16 protein-coding genes, 1 tRNA gene and 1 pseudogene are annotated in these 22,546 nt (G+C 60.4%); 13 read left to right on the forward strand and 5 right to left on the reverse strand.

The window, feature by feature from the left end; translation table 11 throughout:
- Window positions 1-24 precede the first annotated feature (24 nt).
- Window positions 25-936, reverse strand: a complete 912-nt coding sequence (gene ugpA, locus IB238_RS00665; RefSeq protein WP_192242429.1) for a sn-glycerol-3-phosphate ABC transporter permease UgpA — start codon at window positions 934-936, stop codon at window positions 25-27.
- 159 nt (window positions 937-1,095) lie between these two features.
- Window positions 1,096-2,406 carry a sn-glycerol-3-phosphate ABC transporter substrate-binding protein UgpB gene (gene ugpB, locus IB238_RS00670; protein WP_192242431.1) on the reverse strand — a complete coding sequence of 437 codons (1,311 nt, stop codon included), beginning with the start codon at window positions 2,404-2,406 and terminating at the stop codon, window positions 1,096-1,098.
- A 2,034-nt stretch (window positions 2,407-4,440) separates the two neighbouring features.
- Here ugpB and IB238_RS00675 point away from each other — a divergent pair.
- The 7 genes and pseudogenes from IB238_RS00675 to IB238_RS00705 form a co-directional block, all read left to right on the forward strand.
- Window positions 4,441-5,514, forward strand: coding sequence for a hypothetical protein (locus tag IB238_RS00675; RefSeq protein WP_192242433.1), 1,074 nt, complete (start codon window positions 4,441-4,443; stop codon window positions 5,512-5,514).
- A gap of 408 nt (window positions 5,515-5,922) precedes the next feature.
- A complete protein-coding gene (locus IB238_RS00680; RefSeq protein WP_192242435.1) occupies window positions 5,923-6,984 on the forward strand; it encodes a hypothetical protein in 1,062 nt (353 codons plus the stop codon).
- Window positions 6,985-7,451: 467 nt separating this feature from the next.
- A complete protein-coding gene (locus IB238_RS00685) occupies window positions 7,452-7,727 on the forward strand; it encodes a helix-turn-helix transcriptional regulator (protein WP_113425191.1) in 276 nt (91 codons plus the stop codon).
- A gap of 283 nt (window positions 7,728-8,010) precedes the next feature.
- Window positions 8,011-8,667: a TauD/TfdA family dioxygenase gene (locus IB238_RS00690; RefSeq protein ID WP_192242444.1), complete on the forward strand. Its 657-nt coding sequence runs from the start codon at window positions 8,011-8,013 to the stop codon at window positions 8,665-8,667.
- Window positions 8,664-9,617 (forward strand): hypothetical protein, encoded by a 954-nt coding sequence (locus tag IB238_RS00695; RefSeq protein ID WP_192242446.1) that lies wholly within the window; start codon window positions 8,664-8,666, stop codon window positions 9,615-9,617. The genes IB238_RS00690 and IB238_RS00695 overlap by 4 nt, the downstream gene beginning before the upstream one ends.
- Entirely contained in the window at window positions 9,607-10,530 is a 924-nt protein-coding gene (locus IB238_RS00700) for a hypothetical protein (protein ID WP_192242448.1), read from the forward strand. Before IB238_RS00695 ends, IB238_RS00700 begins: the two co-directional genes overlap by 11 nt.
- Window positions 10,531-10,723: 193 nt before the next feature.
- A pseudogene (locus IB238_RS00705) lies at window positions 10,724-12,310 on the forward strand (hypothetical protein); the annotation flags it as partial.
- Here the strand turns inward: IB238_RS00705 and IB238_RS24420 are convergent.
- A complete protein-coding gene (locus IB238_RS24420; RefSeq protein ID WP_246723461.1) occupies window positions 12,285-13,667 on the reverse strand; it encodes a DUF6538 domain-containing protein in 1,383 nt (460 codons plus the stop codon). The pseudogene IB238_RS00705 and the gene IB238_RS24420 overlap by 26 nt on opposite strands.
- A 122-nt stretch (window positions 13,668-13,789) precedes the next feature.
- Window positions 13,790-13,863, reverse strand: a tRNA-Gln gene (locus IB238_RS00715).
- A gap of 279 nt (window positions 13,864-14,142) precedes the next feature.
- Here IB238_RS00715 and IB238_RS00720 point away from each other — a divergent pair.
- Genes IB238_RS00720 through IB238_RS00730 form a run of 3 tightly spaced genes read left to right on the forward strand, consistent with a single transcriptional unit; the run spans window position 14,143 to window position 16,810 of the window.
- The gene (locus tag IB238_RS00720) at window positions 14,143-15,693 is read left to right on the forward strand and encodes an exopolyphosphatase (RefSeq protein WP_192242449.1); all 1,551 of its coding nucleotides are present in this window, start codon (window positions 14,143-14,145) and stop codon (window positions 15,691-15,693) included.
- Window positions 15,690-16,427: an RlmE family RNA methyltransferase gene (locus IB238_RS00725; RefSeq protein WP_192242450.1), complete on the forward strand. Its 738-nt coding sequence runs from the start codon at window positions 15,690-15,692 to the stop codon at window positions 16,425-16,427. The genes IB238_RS00720 and IB238_RS00725 overlap by 4 nt, the downstream gene beginning before the upstream one ends.
- Window positions 16,427-16,810 carry a VOC family protein gene (locus tag IB238_RS00730; RefSeq protein WP_192242451.1) on the forward strand — a complete coding sequence of 128 codons (384 nt, stop codon included), beginning with the start codon at window positions 16,427-16,429 and terminating at the stop codon, window positions 16,808-16,810. The genes IB238_RS00725 and IB238_RS00730 overlap by 1 nt, the downstream gene beginning before the upstream one ends.
- Before the next feature lie 8 nt (window positions 16,811-16,818).
- Here IB238_RS00730 and IB238_RS00735 read toward each other — a convergent pair whose 3' ends face one another.
- Window positions 16,819-18,219, reverse strand: coding sequence for a DHA2 family efflux MFS transporter permease subunit (locus IB238_RS00735; RefSeq protein ID WP_192242452.1), 1,401 nt, complete (start codon window positions 18,217-18,219; stop codon window positions 16,819-16,821).
- Between the two features lie 403 nt (window positions 18,220-18,622).
- Between IB238_RS00735 and guaB the strand changes: the two genes are divergently transcribed.
- The 3 genes from guaB (at window position 18,623) to IB238_RS00750 (ending at window position 22,480) form a co-directional block, all read left to right on the forward strand.
- Window positions 18,623-20,122 (forward strand): IMP dehydrogenase, encoded by a 1,500-nt coding sequence (gene guaB, locus IB238_RS00740; protein ID WP_192242453.1) that lies wholly within the window; start codon window positions 18,623-18,625, stop codon window positions 20,120-20,122.
- Between the two features lie 299 nt (window positions 20,123-20,421).
- Window positions 20,422-21,450: an alcohol dehydrogenase AdhP gene (gene adhP / locus IB238_RS00745; RefSeq protein ID WP_192242454.1), complete on the forward strand. Its 1,029-nt coding sequence runs from the start codon at window positions 20,422-20,424 to the stop codon at window positions 21,448-21,450.
- Window positions 21,451-21,601: 151 nt separating this feature from the next.
- Window positions 21,602-22,480 (forward strand): dienelactone hydrolase family protein, encoded by an 879-nt coding sequence (locus tag IB238_RS00750; protein ID WP_192242456.1) that lies wholly within the window; start codon window positions 21,602-21,604, stop codon window positions 22,478-22,480.
- Window positions 22,481-22,546: the final 66 nt, after the last annotated feature.

Genomic DNA, 22,546 nt, shown 5'->3' on the forward strand with positions numbered 1-22,546 from the left:
CTTGCGGGCGGAAGCGTCGACGGTTCAGCCATAATGCACCTTCCTCTCGACGTAGCGGAACTGGATCGCGGTGAGCGCGATGACGATGACCATCAGGATCACCGACTGGGCGGCCGAATCGCCGAGGATGAGATTGACGAAGCCGTCATTGTAAACCTTGTAGACCAGCGTCTCCGTCGCCTTGCCCGGCCCGCCGCCGGTGACGGCGTGGATGATGCCGAAGGTGTCGAAGAAGGCATAGACGGTATTGACCACCAGCAGGAAGAAGGTGGTCGGCGCGAGCAAGGGAAAAACGATCGTCCAGAAGCGTTTGTTCTCGCCGGCGCCGTCAATTGCCGCCGCCTCGATCAGTGTTTTCGGGATCGCCTGCAGCCCGGCGACGAAGAACAGGAAATTGTAGCTGATCTGCTTCCACGATGCGGCCGCGACGACCAGAACCATCGCCTGCGAGCCATCGAGCAGCGGATCCCAGTTTATGCCGAGCCAGCGCAGGCCATAGGCGAGCGAGCCGATCGAGGGATTGAACAGGAACAGCCACAGCATACCGGCAATGGCCGGTGCCACCGCGTAGGGCCAGATCATCAGTGTGCGGTAGAGGCCGCGACTGCGCACGACCTTGTCGGCCATGACGGCAAGCAGGAGTGCCACACTCATGGCAACCGCTGCGGTGGCGATGGAGAAGACGATCGTGACCTGAACCGAATTGAGGTAGTTCGGATCCGACAGCACCTTCCTGAAATTGGCGAACCAGACGAATTTGGATGACAGCCCGAAGGGGTCCTCCTTGAGCATCGACTGGTAGAGCGCCTGGCTGGCCGGCCAGTAGAAGAACACCAGCGTGATCGCCAGCTGCGGCGCGACCAGCAGATAGGGAAGGACCTTGTTGGGAAAGACGACGCGTGGGGACAATAAGAGCCTCTTCGGCGGCTGGATCATCGGCTTGCTGGAGGAACGCCTCGCCGAACGTGGCACCGTTCGCCCAGCCGATGGGGCGGGGAAAGGTGCCACGTCAACGCTGCGATTCCTCTCGTCGCGGGAGAAAGGCGGTAAGCGCGGCGAACCCGATGGAGGGGCCGCGCTCACACGGACCTGGCATCAGTTGTCGAGCGCGTCCTGGATCGCCTTGTTGCCACGCTCAACGGTATTGTCGAGCGCCTGCTGGGCGGTCTGCTGGCCCGCGAGCATCTTCTCGATCTCCTCGTTCTCGATGTCGCGGACCTGCGGCAGGTTGACGAGGCGGACGCCCTTCGAATTCTCTGTCGGCGCCTTGCCCATCATCTGCTTGATCGGAATCTCGCGGGCCGGGTTCTTGTCGTAGAAGCCCGACTTCTTGGTCTCCTCGTAGGCGGCAAGCGTGACCGGCAGGTAACCCGACACCTGGTGCAGACGTGCCTGGATCGGCGTCTGCGACAGGAAGTTGAAGAAGGCGGCAACGCCCTTGTACTGTTCGTCCGGCAGACCGGCGAAGACCCACAGCGATGCACCGCCCGGGATGGTGTTCTGCGGCGCACCCGCGGCATCCGCCTCGTAGGGCAACTGACCGGTGCCATAGTTCATGCCCGACTTGACGATGTCGCCGAGACCGCCAGAGGATTCGGTGAAGATGCCGCATTCGCCGGCGAGGAAGACCTGCTTGGCTTCCGACGTGCGGCCGCCATATTTGAATGTTCCGTCCTTGGCGAGATCGGCCAGTTCCTGGAAGTGCTTGACGAAGGTCGGGGCGTTGATCTTGAGCTCGACGTCCGTGCCGCCGATGCCGTTCTCGTTGGTGCCGTAGGACAGGTTGTTCCAGGCGGCGAAATTCTCGGTGTGGATCCAGGTCAGCCAGGTCGAGGTGAAGCCGCACGGTGCTGCGCCGCTCGACTTGATCTTCTTGGCCGCATCCCAGACCTCGGACCAGGTCTTCGGCGGGTTGTCGACGTCGAGGCCGGCCTTTTGGAATATGTCCTTGTTGTAGTAGAGGATCGGCGAGGACGAGTTGTACGGGAACGACAGCATCGTGCCGTCAGGCTTGGAATAATAGGCGACGATGCCCGGCAGGTACTGGCTCTTGTCGAAGGCCTGACCGCCCATCGACAGGATCTCGGCCACCGGTTTGATGGCACCCTCGGCGCCCATCATCGTACCCGTGCCCGCATCGAAGACCTGCATGATCGCCGGCGGCTGCTTGGCGCGGAAAGCGGCGATGCCGGCATTCAGCGTCTCAGGATAAGTGCCCTTGAACACCGGAACGACCTTGTACTCGCTCTGGCTCTCGTTGAATTCCTTGGAAAGCTGCTCGACGACCTCGCTGTTCGCGCCGGTCATGGCGTGCCACCACGAAATCTCGGTGACGGCAAACGCGGAGGTGCTGGATAGCAACGTAAATGTGGCGGCAACTCCCGCCGCGAATCCTAAGGTCTTCATGTCTCGCTCCCGTTTTGGTTGGCGAAAGGTTTAGTTTCGCGTGGAGCAGTATTGTCAGATTATGACAGCCATACAACAGTTTTGTAGTGCCATGTGATATTCGTCGTGGATTCACATGGCGTTCACTTTGAAGTGCAATCGAAAGCTTCACTTTCGCTTGCTTCTGAAGCGAAATCTCCGCCTGGATCGCGGTGATTGGGGCCGCAGTTGTCTGTTGGTTTGCTGTGGCAAAGAACGCGCCCAGTGCAGTTTAATGTCAAATAAGGGGCCAATCGCAGACATCGGCGGCAAGAACTCCGATGTCCGCTTTTCGTGTTGGATGTCCCAGCAGCGGACGGTCGGCCATCGGCCCCGAGGCCGACAGGTCGGTTCCCGGCTTGAGCAGCCTGTCCGCATTGCGCCTTCCTTGTCAGCCATAGATCGCTTCCTCGCGGCTGCCTGAAAGGAGACATTATCTTGACCAAGGAGCTCGTCGCCGTCACGCCGGCAGCAGATTTTAGCCGTGCGTTCGTCCCGAGTAACCTCAAGGCGTGACTTCTGATGCGAACTAACGGATCCATGGACCAGCTAAGCATGAGAGATCTAACGGGCGGTCAGCTTTTCTTTAGACGCTTGGATTAATCTCCACGCCTGAGCGCGATTTCAGCTTCCAGGAGGCAGCCTTCTTCTTTTTCTATTTTGGCTTGGGAAAGTTCCCGGAACGACATGTATTCGCCAGAGTCAGTCGAATAGACCAGATCGGTGCTGGCCCGCTTGCGAGATCGGTGATCGAGTTTGACACGGTGACTGCGGACGCAGGTGATCAGGCTGCTGACTGGATTAAAAGCGCGGCTCCCGAGCACGACGCTGATTTCGGATTACTCCGTCTAACCACAACACCTAGTAAATTCGCTAAATTCGCCAACGACATTGTAGATGTGCAACCGGGGTTTTGGTTTCACCTGGAGCTGAATCCCGATCAATCGGCAGAGGGAATGCGTGCATGGTTTGCCGGGAGCACTCCTTTGGGGTTCACTGCCTTCTCGAAGGGGCGTGTAGTGAAAGGCGAACGGCTCGTTTCCAGCATTGATCCAGTGCCTCGTCCAGCGTCGCTTGGCGCGGCTTCTGTGCCTGCCCTAACACTGCCGTCAGCAATCGCCGCCGTCTGCCGCATACCGCAGCGCTTGTCGCGGTTAAGCGTTCAGGATGTGTTGACGCGCGTTCCGCAGGCGGACAAGGTATTGGTACATGATGTTGGGCAGGGGAGCTTCACGACGCTTTTAAGGGAAGGTCAACCTTGCCTTCACTTTGACGTCGGCTCTCCTACGGCTTTCAATGCGAAGGGCGCAAGGTCTGTACCTTTCACAGTGGACCTAGACGCGCGTGTCCCGATCGTTCTCTCGCATTGGGATTGGGACCATTTCCACGCTGCATTTCAAATCCAATCGCTCAGGCGTTGTAGATGGATAGTGCCTGACCAGATCCTTGGGCCTGGAGCTGCAAGGCTCGCCAGAGGTTTGGCGGATGCGCGTCGCCTGTACGTGTGGAGCGGTGGATCGTCGTCATTCAATGTGGGCGACCTCGGCGAATGCGCGGGTTTGGGCAGGAACGGTACGGGCTTGGCAATGCGCGTCTCGCTTCTCGATGGACGTAGTATCCTGCTGGCGGGGGATGCAGATTATAACAGTCTGCCGTTTGGTCCGCTGCAATTCGACGGCCTTGTGGCTACCCATCACGGAGGACGCGCTCATAGCGCATTTTCAATGCCGCCTACTCCAATTGGACGGTCGAGTTATGTAATCTCTTACGGTGCGTCCAACGTCTATCGGCATCCACACGAAGAAGCTCTGACACTTCACAGTAACGTTGGATGGACAGATCCTGTCAGAACTGCCAGTTTCGACGGTATAGCTCGCGGCGACCGAGTCTTGTGATCAGCGGCGAAGCCTCATTGTCGAGGCGCCCGGGGCCGGCAGTTGATGTCCGGCAGGCCTTGCAATCTGAGCTTAGATATCGATCTATGGTTCGGCGATGACCATAGACGAGACGGAGACAATGACCGACCGAAACGACCAGGCTGGTATAAGCTCCGAACAATTGCGGACCCTCATCGAGCTCGCCAATAACTCAGCGTGGAAAAACCCCGATCTCGACGTCCTCAAGCCCGGCCCCGACATCGAGTACAACGAGCTCGCGCAGATCCTGCAGGACCTGATGAGGAAGTCGCACCGGCGCGGCAAACTTATTCTGCCCGATCTCACCGCGCACGGTAACGAAACGGTGGCGGTATTTTCCGACTATGCTGGGGAATCTTCGGGTGATCACCACACCTACTCGTTCCTCGCCTGCGGCTGGAACAGTTGCGGCGCGTTCCTGGGCAAGGTTGCGGAGATCCGCAAGCAGTTCGGCATGGGCGAGAAGGAATTCGCCTTTAAGGATTTTCGCATGGGCCAGATGCAGCGCGCCTTGCCCGAATACCTCAAGGCTGCCGATATGCTGCTTCACGGTTTCCTGCTGACGATCGTCGTCGACAAGCGGCTGATGACCGTGTTCGGTCCGAATGAAAAAGCTACTCTGAGGCAACTGGTGGGAGTCCTCGAGACGGCGGGACTCGGCATCTGGAAACCTGACAGCGCCGAAAAGTTGTTACGGGTGGTCCATACCGTTGCCTTCCTCGTCGCTCTGCTCGCCAGATCGGGCCAGAAGGTATTCTGGATGAGTGACAACGACACGATCTGCGCCAATGAAGGGTTGCACCGCCATGCCCTTGACCTGCTCGCACGGGCTGTTGGAGTTTATTCTCAGGGCCGGAAGTTCTCCGAGTTTGGCGGGGCGGCCCCGTTCAAGGATCGTAGCCTCGGCCATCTCGACCTGCTCAGCCTCGCCGACATCACCGCCAGCTCGGTCGAACATTACCTGACCCTCAGAAGCGCGGCAGGTGGTAACGATTTCGAGGTCAAGGCCGGATCCCCATCGGTCCTGCAATGGCTCGCGCACGATGGCCTGTTGCTCTCGAAAATGAACATTGTACTTCGCCCAGGAGATAATGGCGGCATCGAGACGGCCAATATCGAATTCAACCTGACCGAGGTGCCGGATAATATCATCGAAATCCCCGTCATGATCTGAATCCGGCCCGGCAGGTTGGCGCCTTCTCGCGCTTGTCAGGTTTCGACCGAGCCACACTTCCGCGAAGCTCCGTCGAAGCAGTCATCCGAAGGCATCAGTCGAAAGCCGCACCTTTCTCGCCAGTCGGCCCGCTGTCTCCCTTGCAAGTATACGGTTGCTGTGGACATTTATGTTGTCATGGCATTGATGTTCTTGGCGAGGGTGGCATGGACCCAGGTGGAAGCAGCGGCGATTTGTTGATCTGTGAGCAGATGAGGTGCTTCCCGGCTTCAATGATCAATCATGGCCAACCGGATACGCTTCATGAGGCGCGTCCGCTTTCACATTCGGCGACGCTAGAAAGCATGTTGGTTAGAACCCGATTGCTCAAGGGCGGGTCAACCAGCGGGGACCGTTCAAGGACACGAAGTGCTTTATAAATCATTGATTTCAATGTATGGATCGTCGCTTTCAGGCAAGTCAACACCTAATGATGACATCGTCTGGCACTTTGCACCGTCTGAGCACCTTAGGTACTTCCGCGAATACGCGCTCGATGCGTTGCAGCAGGCAAAGGTGTACCTTCTCGACCATTTGGCTGCCGCTTATGCTGATACCCTTCATGAGGCTTTCACTGAGGAGGCAGACGAACCGAGATTGCCCGCTCTGGCGATCCTCGGGGAGGTAAAGCTTCCTTCTAAAGTCGCCTGGGTAGAGTTCGATGATCAAGCGTTAGGTAAAGCACGTTTTGAGCGCGCTTCGCCCGTGACGAGGTTTGAAGACAAGCCATCAGCCACAGGACAGCGCGGCTATCTGCTCGATGATCGGAACGAGGGCTATCTGCGTGTCACGATGTTTCACAAACGCGAGGGAAGAGGCGTTGTCGATCCGATATGCGCTCTGCTCGTCGAGCGGACCGCGGCAGGGACACTGAACTATGACGACATAGAAGTCGAACTCAGCCGCTCCATGTTTGAGTTTCACATGCGTAGTGGTGTCTCACCAGAAACGATCCACGGCATGCGCACAGTGCATCAGGTTGAAACGGGATATGATCTGTTCATTCCTTATGCTCTCTTCGCCATGCTCGTATCGCCGGATCTAGGCGGAATCATCCCTACAGAAACCGAGACTTTCACCACCAAGGACTGGAAGACCGCCCGAAAGTTCGGCAAGTTGTGGTTGTTTGGCGCTCAGAAGTCACATTTGACGATCCGGATCGGCCCGCAGGCCGCTGCGCACATGGCAGAAAGGACCGCTCGCCTAGAGTTCCAACGACAGGCGATCGAGGCGCGAAACGGACCAGTTCGTCATTGGGTTGCTGCGCATGAGCGGCACTATCGCAGTGGCAAAGTCGTTCTCGTCAAAGGGCACCACCGGGGTCATCAAGCGGCACGAGAATTGCCGACCCGCGTAATGGGTCCGAGACTCGATGTGACCAGATTCGAGTTTCCAGCCACAAAGCCGCAAAATCATAAAAATCATAAATGATGTGGCAGATCTTGACGTTATATCTCCAGGTCTCTTGCGAGCCGTGTAGGTCATCGGCCGCGACTGCAAAGCGCCCGCCATCTCGGTCATTTGAGAGGGCTTTAAACCATCCGCAAAGCGGACATTAGTGGTCCAGGTGCGGCCTTGCACCTCTATCATTCTCGCCGGCAAGACGGCACGCCGGTGCGCCTTGAAGACCTTCAGCCGACCTGGCGAGCGTCGGTAGATGCGCCCCTCATTCCTGGCTCCCGCACGGTCGCGGGGGACGAGGTCCGCAGCGGGTGCTCGGGACCCAATTCGCGCGAGTTGCCGCCAAAGGGCTTACGAACGCGCGATATCTACATTCCCGATCTTCGTCTCGACATGATCAGAGTGAAATCGCGGAACTTTCACCAGGCAATCCTATCTGCCACATTATCGCCTTTTTTGTTCCACACAAATTCTTCCTCACTTTTGGAGTGAAATGGATGCCGCTGAATCTCTCGAACAGCGCGGCTCTCGGTCGAACCTATGCCGCGGCGCGGATGATGGCCGGTCTCGATCAGGCGACCCTGGCCGACCGTGCCGGGATCTCTGCCGGTACGGTCAGCAACGTCGAGCGTGGCCGCGACTCCAAGGCCGACACTCTGAAGGCCATCCGCCGTGCGCTGTCCCAAGAAGGGGTTCTAATCGCCTTCAGCCGAAACAATGGTTTAGCGAGCGTCTCGATCGCGTTCGCCAGCGATGACGAGGAGGACGACTGATGCGATATTTTGCCGAATTCAATCGCGTCCGCGGTGACAATATACGTCGCGCCGCGACAAGCCTGCGCCGCCGCGGCTTGGACGTGTCTATACTGCCACATCGAACTTCGCTGGAGATTATTCGCCCGGACGAGATGTCCTGGAAGAGCTTCACCAACGCGATCCGCGCGCAGCTTCAGCCACGCCGAGGCTCTGTTCTCATATCGAGCGAACGCACCGGCAATGCCTTCATTTGCAGCTTCGCCAGCAATCAACCTGGCCGCTTTCATCGGCTGTAGCCGCTATGGGCTCATTGCTCGCCGACCAGATCGAATGCTCCGGCTATAGTTTCCTGTCCACCTATTTGCCTGATGCCGACTCCGTGACGGTCGCAACCCGCCTCGGCTCGCCATTGGTCCCCTGGAACGGCGGCCTCGTTCAGCGGCTCATCCCCCGTGCGACCGCTACGCCAAATACCTACAGCGGGATCTACGGCCTAGACCGCTTCCCGTTTCACACTGATCTCGCGCATTGGCGCCTGCCGCCAAGATATCTTATGTTGCGCTGCGTGAACGGCTACACCGACATCCCGACAATGTTGATCGACGCAAGGGCAATCTTCGTTGGCAGCACGCTGAATTTCTTGACACGCGCTATCGTGAAGCCTCGCCGGCCGCAAGGCGGCGCAGTTCCACTGCTACGGCTATGCGAGCAGGTTGGCGCCAAACACCGGTTCCGCTGGGACGAAGTCTTCCTCATCGCTGCCAGCAGGACGGGCGTGGGCGCGATCGAAGCGGTACGATCCCTTCTTTCTGACGCCGAGACAATGTCGATAGCCCTTGCCTCGACTGGGGACACATTGATCATCGACAACTGGCGCATGCTGCACGCCCGGTCGCCCATCGTCACCGGAAGAGAGGACCGCATCATCGAGCGTATTTACCTGGAGAGGCTTTATTGAAACAGACCATTGCCCCCGATGCTACACCAGATACGTGGAGTCCTGAGGCGCTACTCGTCAAAGCGCAGCGCTACGTCGAAAACATGCTCGCGACCGACAGCGACAAGTGGGAATACGCTCTCTGGTCAAGCCTCTCGCTAGAGTTCCTAGCGAGAGCTGCTCTTGCCAACGTGAGCCCGGCCCTTCTCGCGGACAACAAGGATAGCTGGGCAAGCCTTTTCCACGCTCTCGGCTTCAAACCAACCGAAGCAAGGTTCACTCCGAAATCGATATCAATCAGCGAGGTGTTTCGACGGCTCGCCGCGATCATTCCGGATTTCTCGAAGGAGAACGCCGATTTCGGCATTTTGCACACTGGTCGACGCAATAGCGAGCTTCATTCGGGTGAAGCCGCTTTCGAGGGCGTCAACCCCTCCAGATGGCAGCCGGAATTCTATCAGGCGAGCGAAATCTTGCTCCGCTCGATGGGAATGTCGCTCCCCGATTTGATTGGCGAAGAAGAAGCCGAAGTCGCGGCCAAGCTTATAGACGCCGCTGCCGATGTCAGTGCTAAGGCGGTCTTCGGGGACATCGAAGCTCACAATAAAAGCTGGAATGCGAGGCCGGAAGAGGAGCGCTTGGCGCAGGCCCAGGCCGCGGCCATCTGGGCGACGCGCCAGTACGGGCATCGTGTTGTCTGCCCAGCGTGCGCCTCACAGGCCCTGGTGGTCGGAGAGCCTGTCACCGCCCCGGTGCAGAAGCTCGACGACGGTGAAATCACGGAGACGCAGGAGCATTTGCCAAATCGCTTCGAGTGTATCGCTTGCGGTCTGAAGATTGCGGGTCTTTCGCGGCTCGCCGCCGCCGGCCTAGGCGAGCGATACAAGAAAACCCAGGTCTACGACGCAGCCGAATATTACGCTCCGCAAGATGACTACTCGGGCTACGAGGAAGACAACAATGAGCGATGACGCTGACAACGGGGAGGAGCGCGACCCATACGACGTCTTCCTCGATACCTGGGAACGGGGGGAGAGACTGCGCTACGCGACGCTTCCACAGAATCTAGGCGATCCTTTCGCGCGCCAGCGACTTCTCGAAGACAGCTCCGGTGCCGCGCCGTTGGAGCGTACAGCTTTCGCAGTTGGCCAGAAAGTCATGACGGGGAACGAGCTGATGGCGCGCGACCTCGACTTCTTTGTGGACCGGCAGAAAGAATGGTCCGCTGGTTTCCTCGATTATGTTCTGAACGAAGGCGTCCCCTCTTCGAAGCTCGACACCTATATTGTCGGTTTCGCCGAGGCCTGGGTCGATGGGCGCAAACGCCGTCAGGATTCGCTGGAAATGCTGGCGATCAAGGCATCAGTTCGCGCCTTTGATCTTCTTTGCAATCGGTCCCAGGTCGATCGATTCGTGTTTAATCGCCTCGACGAAAGCATTGCTCCCCTGTTTACGGCCGAGGAAATGGCCGTGATCTTTCAGGCGAATTACGGCCTGCTCGCCGCCTACTTGCCCGACTATCTGGATCATCTCGGCGACGAAGGCCCGAGCTCGCTCGATGAACTCTATGTCCGACGTGGAGTCTACATGCCGAAGCAAGATACGGTACGCCGAGAGCTTCACTATCTGAGCTCATATTCCCTGGCGCTCGGCCCCGTCGAACAATTCGCCCAGACATGGACCCCTTCGACCCGCTGCACCGGAGTTCCATCGATCTTCTCCGCGCCGATCGCTGCTATCCAAGATCGCGTCGTGGCCTTCGCCCCGTTCATTGAGAATATGGACTTGAGCCAACTGGAATTCGTTATGGCGCCTCCTGTCGAGGAGATGCCGCTCGAATACAACGGGGTGTTCGGCGATATTCACGAGTTCAGCTTTCGCTGAGCGACCCACCACAAGGGCGGCGCCGGCATTGCCTCAGGAAAGGCAAGTCGTCGTCGTCCGTCGTGACTGCCGGCGTCGCCCCGGTGGGAAGCGGCAGATTGGTCACAACGTAGAGATTGAGCAGGTCCTCGCGATCCATGAAGAGGATCTGGCTGCGCTTCGGTCCCCGGATCGGCCAAGCTGGGCGGCGAATCCTGCGGAGCGACGTAGGATCGCATGGCATCTCCCCGATGACTTCAACTCGCTTCCATTCGCCAAGCGCGAGGAGATCCTCGATTGGGTCCGCCGTGTGATCATCAGCGGGTCGACGGACTATCGCAAGTTTCAGGCTGCTGCGGCCAAGCAGCGCTACGCCATCCGCTTTCCCGGCGTATCGTATGGTGGGCGCGCGCCGCGTGATGGAAAGATCGCGGTACCGGCGAACTATGAGGAGACTTGGATTGAGGATCCCGACCTGTTGTCCGGCGTCATCGATGCGCCGCCAACACTTGCCATGGAGATGGCCGATCTGGTTCGCTTCAAGACATCTGCACTGACCTCGATTGGATTTCAGCGAAATGGTGTCTGGGGCGAGGAAACTGCTTCCCAGAAGATCGAGCATCTCGGCCTGATGTTCGGCGCACTTGCGGCGTCAAAGGCGGGAGAGATCAAGGGATATGGGGTACCGCTGCGTCAACTGACCTTCGGGCTGCTAGTCTTTCCTGGCGTCTGGGACTGGTATTTGCAGTGGCGCGAAAGCCGCCGGGGTTTCTATACGGCGTGGGAAGTCGACATGCTGCGGATCGCCCTGGCAATCACCAAGGAAAGCACCGGGTGGCTTCGGCAACATCCTGAACTCTTGGCGCGTGTCCAGCCTATTGCCGGTCTCGTCTCGCAGAACGAGATCGATTATGCCCGGGAGGACTGGCATGGCGCCTGCGAGGATTTTCACAAACACGCATCCCACCGTGTCAAAGAGATCCAGCGCATCGCCCGGGTCCATCGTGATCCCTTCGAGCCGATCATGCCCGTGCTTGAAGCCGACAGCCCGGTCGGCGAATACCGGAAGATTACCGAAGAGATCATCCGCCTGATGCCTGACGAGGAGCGCTATCCGCGTCCGGCTGCCGAGGCGGTTCGCTCGTTCCTCATGCTGAGGCTAGGGCTGCATCTCGGGCTTCGCCAGAAAAATCTGCGGCAGTTGATGCTATGCCCACGGGGACAGATGCCGCGTCCGGAACGGGTGCTCGAAAAGCTCAAGCGCGGAGAAATCCGCTGGAGTGACCGAGACGGTGGCTGGGAGGTGTTGATCCCGGCGGTGGCTTTCAAGAACGCCCATTCGTCGTTCTTCGGAGACAAACCATTTAGGCTGGTGCTGCCCGATCTGCTCGACCTCTACCGCCGCATCGATGACTACGTCGAGCGCCATCGTTCGGTCCTTCTTAAAAGTGCTGCCGATCCCGGTACGTTTTTCGTGAAGACGGTCAAGACAACGAGTACCGACGCAGCCTACGACATCACCAGCTTCTATGAGGCATGGCGGCTCACCATCCAGCGCTATGGCATCTACAATCCATACACCGGCCGTGGGGCGATTAAAGGTTTGTTGCCCCATGGGCCTCACAATGTTCGTGATGTGCTGGCGACCCACATCCTGAAGCAGACCGGCTCATACGAGCAGGCGAGCTATGCCATCCAGGATACGGCGGACATGGTGGCAAAGCACTACGGCCGTTTCCTTCCGCAGGACAAGGCGGCATTGGCGGCACGAATTCTCAATCAGGTTTGGGAAGCAGCCTAGTCACGCAGCATGCCGGGGCGGAAATCATTTCCGCCCCGGGCTTCACTTCTTCGAACGTCCAGTCCTCGATTTCGAAACCGTGGCCCTTCAGATGCTTCAGGAAGTGTTGGAGGTTACCAAAGTGCTTACGGATCGTGCCGGCTGCGAGGCCAACCTTAGCCTTCCCGCCTGAAGTCTCGGCCGCCTTGCGCAGCTTGTTACCTTCCGCCCGCAGTTCCGGCGACGACATGATTCTCATCCGGCTGCTTCGACCCCAGTCGGTCGGGATGTCGTTGAAGTGCTGACGCAACAGGCCGATATGGTATTGCTCGATCTGTCCGGAATGTTCTACGCCATGTTCCACGAGTACCGACTTGAACATTCGCACCAGCGCCATGGCGTCTCGCTCCGTCTCCGCTGTCCATTCATCGCCCATGTTTGCGATGAGCTTTTCACACTCCTGCTCGAACTCCGATACGGCAACGACGCGCTGTTCGGCTTCGCGAGGTTTGGGTGAAGCCTTCCTGACCGTTGCGGGACGAGGCGATAGGTCGAGGTAGGCGATATCCGCCTCCTCCGGGATATCCGTCGCAGTCGATGCCGGTATGCTCTCTTCGGTCAACGTCAATGAGAGAGGGGTGGCTGGCTCGACCTCTGCGAGCTTCACCTCCGCCTCGGATTTGCTGGCTCTGCCGCCGCCTGTGAATTCGCTTGAAGTCCGGTCGACGAGGTCGTGGCGTTCGTCGATATCCAGGAGGGCCGCCGCGCGTGCTTCGAACATTTTCGACATGGCGCGTTCGCGATTGAGCGCCGTGTCCTCAATCTCGAAGTGGTAGATCAGTCGTCTGATGCCGTCTTCAAATCCGGGGCTGCGAGCCGTGCTCAGCTCGCCGCGATAGTTCGCCCGGATGGCATCGACATGCGAGGCGGGGACGCCGTTCTTCAGCAGATAGGTGAGACCAGGGCAATCGCCTTCTAGGATGAGCTCCGACCGGGTCCCGAACTTTGCCAGGAGTTGGCAAGCCCATCCAACCTCGAGATCGAGCTCCATCTCGACGACATCGCCACCGCGACCGTTGCGTTTGGCCATCGTGCTGACGTCATCGAGCCTCTCGATTTCTTCATCCCGTACGTGCTCGAACAGGATCTGGAGCTGCTTCTTGGTGGTCATCACGTCCTTCGAATTCATCTTCAGTTCGGCCAGCCGTGTATTGAGCTTCCGGCCGATGATCTGAGCCTTTTTATGGTCGGAACAATGAAGGCTGAGTGAAAGGCGACTGCCGGGGCGGCAGTGGACGAAGACGGCCGGTACGCGCGCACGCCAATAGAAGATGTTTCCGCGGCGGATCAGATTCTCGACCTCGTGGCGCACGGCCATGACGAATGCCCTGTCTTCCCCAGGGCTCGTCCATCGCGTTATTTCGCGTGGGCATCACCTGTGGGCTACAGTTCTGGGCATCAGGTGGAAAATCAAGGAATTAAGGGGTTTTTTGGGAGAATTGGCTGGGGAACCTGGATTCGAACCAGGACTAACGGAGTCAGAGTCCGTGGGTCTACCGTTAACCTATTCCCCACCAGCGGCGTCGGCCGTGGCCGGTTGCCTGTGAGGCGGGCTTATAACCAAAAGGCTCGCGGATGCAAATAGGGTTCGAGAATTTTTTTGCGATAGTCTGCAAAGCGCGTTTTGTGGCCGACGGATCTGCTGCCATCGCAAGGCGTGGCAGCGGGGGATGCTGCCGTGCACAAAAGGAATTGTCCAAAACGACCCGTGCTGGTAAGGTCCTGTCAACGAAAAATCGAGAGAGCGCCTGCTGCAGCTCAAGAGAGCTTTGCGCGGCGCGATAGGCAGACACGTGAACGACCCCGATCACGGCCTCAGGCCGTCCGTTTCCGGGGGGCAGGCCACGGGCGGACAGGCAAAGCCGAAACGGTCGCGCCGCCGCAAGGGAAAAGCAAAGCGGGCCCAAGGTCCGTCTTCCGCTCCCCTTTCCCCGGCCAACAGTTCCAGCCGCAGCGGTCTGGAAACAAGCCCCCAATCCGTCGCGTCGGATGGCGATGCCGTCCGCAAGCGCAAGCGTCGACGCCGCGGCAAGGGTGGCGGCCAGGCAAATCGGCCATCGCAAATCGAAGCCGGGTCTCCCGCGAAGGCTGCGCAGGAGCAGTCCGGGCAGGGGCGTGCGAATCGCAAGGCGCATCAGCAACGCAGCCTGCAAGGGCGTCCGCTGAGGGGGCCCGAATCGTCGCCTGAAGTCGTAGGGCCTTCGCTGAAGGCAGCGCCGTCGTCGACCGCGCCCCTAGTTGCGTTGTCGACAGGCGGCCGCAATCGAGGCGAACCGTCGACCGTAAGTGGACAGCGCGGAGAGGCGAACGATACGTCGCTTTATGCTGCGCTCGACCTCGGCACGAACAATTGCCGCCTTTTGATCGCGCAGCCGACGCGTCCGGGACAGTTTCGCGTCGTCGACGCTTTTTCACGAATTGTCCGGCTTGGCGAGGGACTGGCCGCGAGCGGCCGGCTGTCGGACGGGGCGATGGACCGATCAATCGAGGCGCTGAAAGTCTGCGCCGCCAAATTGAGAAGCCGCAATATCCGCCGCAGCCGCCTGATCGCCACTGAAGCCTGCCGAAGGGCGGAGAACGGCGAGGAATTCCTCGCTCGCGTCAGGTCGGAGACCGGTCTCGAGCTTGAGATCATCAACCGGGAGACGGAGGCGCGGCTTGCCGTGTCGGGCTGCTCCTCGCTTGTCGGCCGCGAGGCGAAGTCCGTGGTGCTGTTCGATATCGGCGGCGGCTCGTCCGAGATCGCCGTGATCCGCATTGGCGAAAACCGCTCCAGTCGGCTTGCCAACCACATCACCCACTGGACCTCGCTGCCGGTCGGCGTCGTGACGCTGTCGGAGCGACACGGCGGTCGTGACGTGACGCCCGAGAGCTTCGCCGCCATGGTAAGGGAGGTCGAAGCCATGCTAGTGGATTTCGATTGTGCCGGGCATGGCGACCATGGGGCATCGGACGACTTCCATCTGATCGGCACATCCGGGACCGTGACGACGCTCGCCGGTGTGCATCTGGACCTTCCGCGCTACGACCGGCGCCAGGTGGATGGCGTATGGCTTTCGGACGCCGAGGTCAGCGCCATGCAGGCGCGGCTGCTGTCCTGGGATTTTTCCGCCCGCGCGGCCAATCCCTGCATCGGGCCGGATCGTGCCGATCTCGTCCTGGCTGGTTGCGCCATTCTTGAGGCGATCCGTAACCGCTGGCCATCGACCCGCATGCGTGTGGCCGATCGCGGCCTGCGCGAGGGCTTGCTGACTGACATGATGGCCGATGACGGGGTCTGGAGACGCGGCCGCCATCGCCGGCAGCATCGCTACCCTGGCCGTTCGGAAGGACAACAGAAATGACCAAGCCCCCTGTCGGCGGGAACCGCACCGGGCGCAAGCTCGGCCAGAAGGTGAAGAAGGGCAAGCTCAAGGCGTCCTCACGGCGCTGGATCGAGCGCCATATCAATGATCCCTATGTGCAGCGCGCACGGCTCGAGGGCTATCGCGCGCGCGCTGCGTTCAAGCTTCTGGAGATCGACGAGAAGCACAAGATCCTCGACGGTGCCAGGCGCATCATCGACCTCGGCGCCGCGCCCGGAAGCTGGTCGCAGATTGCCGCCAAGGTGACGAATTCGACCGATGAGGACCCGCGCGTCGCGGCGATCGACTTCCTGGAGATGGACCTGCTGCCGGGTGTGAAGATCCTGCAGATGGATTTTCTTGATCCGGAGGCCCCGGAAAAGCTGAAAGAGGCGATCGGCGGCACGCCCGATCTCGTGATCTCCGACATGGCGGCACCCACGACGGGACACCGGCAAACCGACCACCTGCGCACCATGCATCTGTGCGAAGTCGCTGCGTACTTCGCCGTTGAGGTGCTGGCAGAGGGCGGACATTTCCTGGCAAAGACCTTCCAGGGCGGTACCGAGCGCGATCTGCTCAACATGCTCAAGCAGAATTTCAAACAGGTCATCCATGTGAAGCCGGCCGCCTCGCGCGCCGAATCGGTCGAGATGTTCCTGCTCGCCAAGGGCTTCAAGGGGCGGAGCAGGGAAGCGGCCTCAGCCGAGGCGGAGACCGAGGCAGACGCGTGATGCTGCTCTATGTGACCGTCGGGACAAATGACATTGAAAGGGCGGGCCGTTTCTATGACGCGGTCCTGCCGCTGCTTGGCTATCGCCGGCAGAAGCAGGCGCCAGGGGAGATCGGCTATGGCGCGGACGAGGATGTGCGCAGCCGGTTCTGGGTGGTGGAGCCGTTCAACCGCGAGCCGGCGACATTTGGCAACGGCGTGACGGTTGCGCTCGATGCGCCGAGCCGCGCTGCAGTGGACGCATTCCACGCCGCCGCGCTGGAAAACGGCGGTACAGATGAGGGCACCCCGGGCATCCGGCCGTTCCATCCCAACTTCTACGCGGCCTTTGTCCGCGACCTCGACGGCAACAAGCTGTCGATTGTCTGCGAGCGGCCGGAATAGCCGACCGCCTATTTGACGGCAGCCGTCTCTTCCTTCAGCCGGTGGCCGGAGACCGAGGCTCCGGCATTCTTGGCCATGGTAATGAACGGGATCACCGCGATCAGTGTCAATGCGGAAATGATCATGAAGGCGATGTGAAAATCACGCAGTTCAAGCTGCGTGCCGGTCAGCATGGTCTCGACTTCCAGGATCATGCCGGCAATCGCAACGCCCAGCGCCAGGCTCATCTGCTGCAGCACCGCGCTCATCGAAGTTGCCTTGCTGACATCCCGGTCTGAGATATCGGCAAATGTCAGCGCGTTCACGCTGGTGAAGAAGAAGGAACGCGCAAACCCGGCGAGCAGCAGCACGAACGACATCAGCACAACGGAGGTTTCCGGCGTGAAAAGGCTGCTGGCGGAGGTGAGGGCGGCCCCGGCGACACAGGCGGCGATCAGCGTGGTCCGGAAGCCGGCAAAGGTCAGCACGCGCTTGGCCAGGAACTTGGTGGTGATGGCGCCGATTGCGCCGGTGAAGGTGATCAGACCGGACTGGAACGGTGAAAAGCCGAAGCCCACCTGCAGCATCAAGGGCATCAGGAAGGGGACCGCGCCGACCGAGATCCGGAACAGCGTGCCGCCGACCGCGGCTGCTCGAAACGCGCGGTCGCGGAAGAGACGTAGATCCAACAGCGGCGCTGGATGGTTCTTGGCGTGGCGCACATAGAGCCAGCCGGAAAGGAGCCCAAGAACTGTGGCGGCGAGGCCGATTTCCGGCGGTAGCGCAGGAAGGCTGATGACGGAAAGACCGAACATCGTGCCGCCGGCGGCGACAGCACAAAGCAGGAAGCCTCTGACATCCAGTGGTGCGGGCGGGCTCGCGTGGATCTCGGGAAGATAGATGCCCGACAGCACGTATCCGACAATCCCGACAGGCACATTGATGAGAAAGATCCAGTGCCAGGCGAAATAGGTGGTGATGAAGCCGCCGAGCGGCGGGCCGGCGAGCGGACCGACGAGGGCAGGGATCGTCAGCATCGCCATGGCGGAAACAAGTTCGCTGCGCGAGGTGCTGCGCACGAGCACGAGGCGGGCCACCGGCGTCATCATCGCCCCGCCCATCCCCTGGATGAAGCGGGAGACGACAAAGGCAACGAGGCTGTTCGACACCGCGCAGAGAATGGACCCGAAGATGAAGACGAGGATCGCCAGCCGGAAGATGCGCTTGGCCCCGAAGCGGTCCGCCATCCAGCCTGAGAGGGGAATGAAGATCGCGAGCGACACCATGTAGGCCGTCAGCGCCAGCTTCAGCGTGATCGGTCCGACGCCGAGATCATGGGCGATCGCCGGAAGCGAGGTGGCGATCACGGTAGAATCCATCTGCTCCATGAAGAGGGCGACGGCAAGAATCAGGGGAACGATGCGGTTCATGTGATGATGCGCCCCGGAGCAATCCCGGATCAATTCTTCGAGGAGGTGCCGGCTCGGCGGGGATGGTTCCGAAGGGCCCGCCGCACGGATAGTCCACCGCCTTTTGCGCCTGCTTCGGTCAACTGTCAAACCACATCGTTGGGGCTGCGGGACGTGCTTGACGGCAATGTCTCGCCCGTGGTTGCTGCGATTGCACTTCCGGGTTCGTCGGTAGCGGCAAAGGTGCTCCAAATCGCTGGACGACGAGCAAGGGGGCCGATTCTCTGGTGTTTGCTATTTTCATTCTGTCGTGAACGTGTTACGAGCCCTCGCCAACTTCCAAGACTTTTCTTGCAAGCAACCAGGTGAACCGCTCCCAAAGGTTCCCTTGGACCGCAGCCTTTTACACCGAAAGGAATTGGCCATGGCGCGCATCATAGAAACCGCAACCGGACTGGAAGCACTCACCTTCGACGACGTGCTTCTGCAGCCCGGCCATTCCGAAGTCATGCCGGGGCAGACGAATATCGCGACCCGCATTGCCCGGGACTTCGACCTGAACCTGCCTATCCTGTCCTCGGCGATGGACACCGTGACCGAGGCGCGGCTGGCGATCGCCATGGCCCAGGCCGGCGGTCTTGGCGTGATCCACCGCAACCTGACGCCTGCCGAACAGGCCGAAGAGGTGCGTCAGGTCAAGAAGTTCGAAAGCGGCATGGTCGTCAATCCCGTGACGATCGGCCCTGACGCCACGCTTGCCGATGCGCTGGCGCTGATGAAGGCCCACGGCATTTCCGGCATTCCGGTGGTCGAAAACAGCGCCAAGGGTGTCGCCGGCCGCCTCGTCGGCATCCTGACGAACCGCGACGTCCGCTTCGCCTCCGATCCGAAGCAGAAGATCTACGAGCTGATGACGCGAGAGAACCTCGTCACGGTGAAGGAGAACGTCGAACAGCAGGAGGCCAAGCGGCTCCTGCACAAGCACCGCATCGAGAAGCTGCTGGTGGTCGATACCGATGGCCGCTGCGTCGGCCTGATCACGGTCAAGGACATGGAGAAGTCGCAGCTCAACCCGAACGCCTCCAAGGACGCGCAGGGCCGCCTTCGCGCCGCTGCTGCGATTTCCGTCGGAGACGACGGTTTCGAGCGCGCCGAGCGCCTGATCGATGCCGGGGTTGACCTGCTGGTCGTCGACACCGCCCACGGCCATTCGCAGCGCGTGCTCGATGCCGTTTCGCGGGTCAAGAAGCTCTCCAACGCCGTGCGCATCATGGCCGGCAATGTCGCAACCGCTGGCGGCACGAAGGCGCTGATCGATGCCGGCGCGGACGCGGTCAAGGTCGGTATCGGCCCCGGCTCGATCTGCACGACGCGCATCGTCGCGGGCGTCGGTGTGCCGCAGCTTGCCGCGATTATGTCCGCCGTCGAGGCGGCGCGTGAAGCCGATATTCCTGTTATCGCCGATGGCGGCATCAAGTTCTCCGGCGACCTTGCCAAGGCGATCGCCGCCGGTGCCGCGGCCTGCATGGTCGGCTCGCTCTTGGCCGGCACGGACGAAAGCCCGGGCGAGGTGTTCCTCTACCAGGGCCGTTCCTTCAAGGCCTATCGCGGCATGGGCTCGGTGGGCGCTATGGCGCGCGGTTCGGCCGACCGCTACTTCCAGGCGGAAGTGCGCGACACGCTGAAGCTCGTGCCGGAAGGCATCGAGGGCCAGGTGCCGTACAAGGGCCCTGTTGCCGGCGTCCTGCACCAGCTTGCCGGTGGTCTCAAGGCGTCGATGGGCTATGTCGGCGGTCATGACATCAAGGACTTCCAGGAGAAGGCCACCTTCGTGCGCATCTCCGGCGCCGGCCTGCGTGAAAGCCATGCCCACGACGTCACCATCACCCGCGAGAGCCCTAACTATCCGGGTGCCGTGGGCTGATCGCAACAGCTGATTGAAATTCAAACCGGCGGCGGCACTGATATAAAGTGCCGCCGCTTTCCTTTTCTGTCGCCCGCTCTCTTCTGGATGGTTCGAGGGTGGGATCGAATACCACTTAAGCCATGTCACGAGCGATTGATGCGGATCAACTTCCAATCCGCCGGCTTTGACCATAGTGTTGCCGATGCCCGCTTTTGGCGAGGCGGCCGAGTTTCGCCTCGCCATCGCATTCCGAAACCTTTTGCGTCTGCCCCCTAGGCTTTGCGGAGGGCACATGCGCAAGCCCAAGGAGACTGGCAATGGCAAAGACGATGAAGGCTGCGATTGTACGAGAATTCGGCAAGCCGCTGACGATCGAAGAGGTGGATGTTCCCGAACCCGGCCCGGACCAGATCCTCGTCAAATACGAAGCGACCGGGGTTTGCCACACCGACCTGCATGCTGCGAACGGCGATTGGCCTGTCAAACCAAAGCCGCCATTCATTCCGGGGCACGAAGGTGTCGGCTTCGTCGCCAAGGTTGGGTCCAAGGTCAAGCGCATCAAGGAGGGCGATCGCGTCGGCGTGCCATGGCTTCATACCGCCTGCCGCTCCTGCAGCTATTGCAACACCGGCTGGGAAACGCTCTGCGCCGAACAGCAAAACACCGGCTACTCGGTCAACGGTACCTTCGCGCAGTATGGTCTCGCCGATCCTGCCTTCGTCGGCCACTTGCCTGACAATCTCGAATTTGGCCCCGCCGCGCCGATCCTGTGTGCGGGCGTCACCGTTTACAAGGGCTTGAAGGAAACCGAAGTGAAGCCCGGCGAATGGGTGGTCGTTTCCGGTATCGGCGGGCTCGGCCACATGGCCGTGCAGTATGCGAAGGCCATGGGCATGAACGTCGTCGCCTCCGATATCTTCGAGGACAAGCTGGCGCTCGCTGAAAAGCTCGGCGCCGACATGGTCGTCGATGCGCGCAAGGCGGATGCGATCGAAAAGGTCCAAAAGGAGATCGGCGGCGCCCACGGTGCGCTGGTCACGGCTGTATCGCCCAAGGCGATGGAGCAGGCCTATGGTTTCCTGCGCTCCAAGGGAACGATGTCGCTCGTCGGGCTGCCGCCGGGCTTCATCTCGCTTCCCGTTTTCGACACCGTGCTGAAGCGCATCACCGTGCGCGGCTCCATCGTCGGTACCCGGCAGGATCTGGAGGAATCGCTCGAATTCGCCGGGGACGGCAAGGTTGCCGCGCATTTCTCCTGGGACAAGATCGAAAACATAAACGACATCTTCAAGCGCATGGAAGCGGGCAAGATCGACGGCCGTATCGTTCTCGATTTGAACGGCTGAGTGCTCCGTATGTCGCTTTCCGCGCCGGCTACGCGGCGCGGGATCACGCAACCGTGAGGAGGTGTTGCTCGGACATCGAACCGGCATTGGCGTATTCTGCCGCGCGACGTGCCCCGTCAAAGGGCGCGAAGGGAACGCGGGAGAAGTCATCATGGAACAGACGCCGAAGATCACGCAGGCGATGATCGACGCCTATGACGAATACACCCACCTGTCGCTCGACCGCCGCCGCTTCATGGAGCGGCTGTCGATGCTTGCCGGATCTGCCGCCGGGGCCGCCGCCATCGCGCCTTTGCTCGCCGCCAACAGTGCCAGTGCCCAGATGGTTGCGGAAAGCGATGCCCGCCTGATCGCCGAAGAGGTGACTTGGGCCGCGCCGAAGGGCCAGATGAAGGGCTATATCGCCCGCCCGAAGGATGCGCAGGGCCAGCTTGGCGGGGTTATCGTCATCCACGAAAACCGCGGCCTCAATCCGCATATCCGTGACGTCGCCCGCCGTATGGCGCTCGAAGGCTTTGTTGCGCTAGCGCCTGACTTCCTGTCGGTGGATGGCGGCACGCCTGACGACGAGGACAAGGCGCGCGAGATGATCGGCAAGCTCGATCGCGCCGCGACCGTCGAGAACGCGGTCGCGACTGTCGCTTATCTTTCGGAACTCGACTGGGTGAACGGCAAGGTCGGCGCCATGGGCTTCTGCTGGGGCGGCGGACTTGTCAATCAGCTGGCGGTCGCCGACCCGAACCTGAAGGCCGCCGTCGCCTATTACGGATCCCAGCCGCCGGCCGAAAGCGTCGCCAACATCAAGGCGGCGATGATGCTACACTATGCCGGCCTGGACGAGCGGATTAACGCAGGGATCGACGCCTACAAGAAGGCGCTGGAGGACAACGGCAAGACTCACGAGTTGTTCGTTTACGAGGGGGTAAACCACGCCTTCAACAACGATACCTCCGCTGCGCGCTACGATAAGAAGGCTGCGGAACTGGCGTGGATGCGCACGGTGGAATTCTTCAAGAAGAACCTCGCGTAAACGGCTCTGCCACGGCGCGTTTGACGACACAGAAAAGCCGGGCGCATGGCCCGGCCTTCTCCGGCG

It is taken from the genome of Rhizobium sp. ARZ01, from assembly GCF_014851675.1.
GTDB lineage: Bacteria > Pseudomonadota > Alphaproteobacteria > Rhizobiales > Rhizobiaceae > Mycoplana.

Bases quoted from the DNA above. Each gene is read 5' to 3' on its own strand.
- ugpA (WP_192242429.1), bottom strand. From the start codon at position 936: ATGATCCAGCCGCCGAAGAGGCTCTTATTGTCCCCACGCGTCGTCTTT.
- ugpB (WP_192242431.1), bottom strand. From the start codon at position 2,406: ATGAAGACCTTAGGATTCGCGGCGGGAGTTGCCGCCACATTTACGTTG.
- IB238_RS00675 (WP_192242433.1), top strand. From the start codon at position 4,441: ATGACCGACCGAAACGACCAGGCTGGTATAAGCTCCGAACAATTGCGG.
- IB238_RS00685 (WP_113425191.1), top strand. From the start codon at position 7,452: ATGCCGCTGAATCTCTCGAACAGCGCGGCTCTCGGTCGAACCTATGCC.
- IB238_RS00690 (WP_192242444.1), top strand. From the start codon at position 8,011: ATGGGCTCATTGCTCGCCGACCAGATCGAATGCTCCGGCTATAGTTTC.
- IB238_RS00700 (WP_192242448.1), top strand. From the start codon at position 9,607: ATGAGCGATGACGCTGACAACGGGGAGGAGCGCGACCCATACGACGTC.
- IB238_RS24420 (WP_246723461.1), bottom strand. From the start codon at position 13,667: ATGGCCGTGCGCCACGAGGTCGAGAATCTGATCCGCCGCGGAAACATC.
- IB238_RS00725 (WP_192242450.1), top strand. From the start codon at position 15,690: ATGACCAAGCCCCCTGTCGGCGGGAACCGCACCGGGCGCAAGCTCGGC.
- IB238_RS00730 (WP_192242451.1), top strand. From the start codon at position 16,427: ATGCTGCTCTATGTGACCGTCGGGACAAATGACATTGAAAGGGCGGGC.
- IB238_RS00735 (WP_192242452.1), bottom strand. From the start codon at position 18,219: ATGAACCGCATCGTTCCCCTGATTCTTGCCGTCGCCCTCTTCATGGAG.
- guaB (WP_192242453.1), top strand. From the start codon at position 18,623: ATGGCGCGCATCATAGAAACCGCAACCGGACTGGAAGCACTCACCTTC.
- adhP (WP_192242454.1), top strand. From the start codon at position 20,422: ATGGCAAAGACGATGAAGGCTGCGATTGTACGAGAATTCGGCAAGCCG.
- IB238_RS00750 (WP_192242456.1), top strand. From the start codon at position 21,602: ATGGAACAGACGCCGAAGATCACGCAGGCGATGATCGACGCCTATGAC.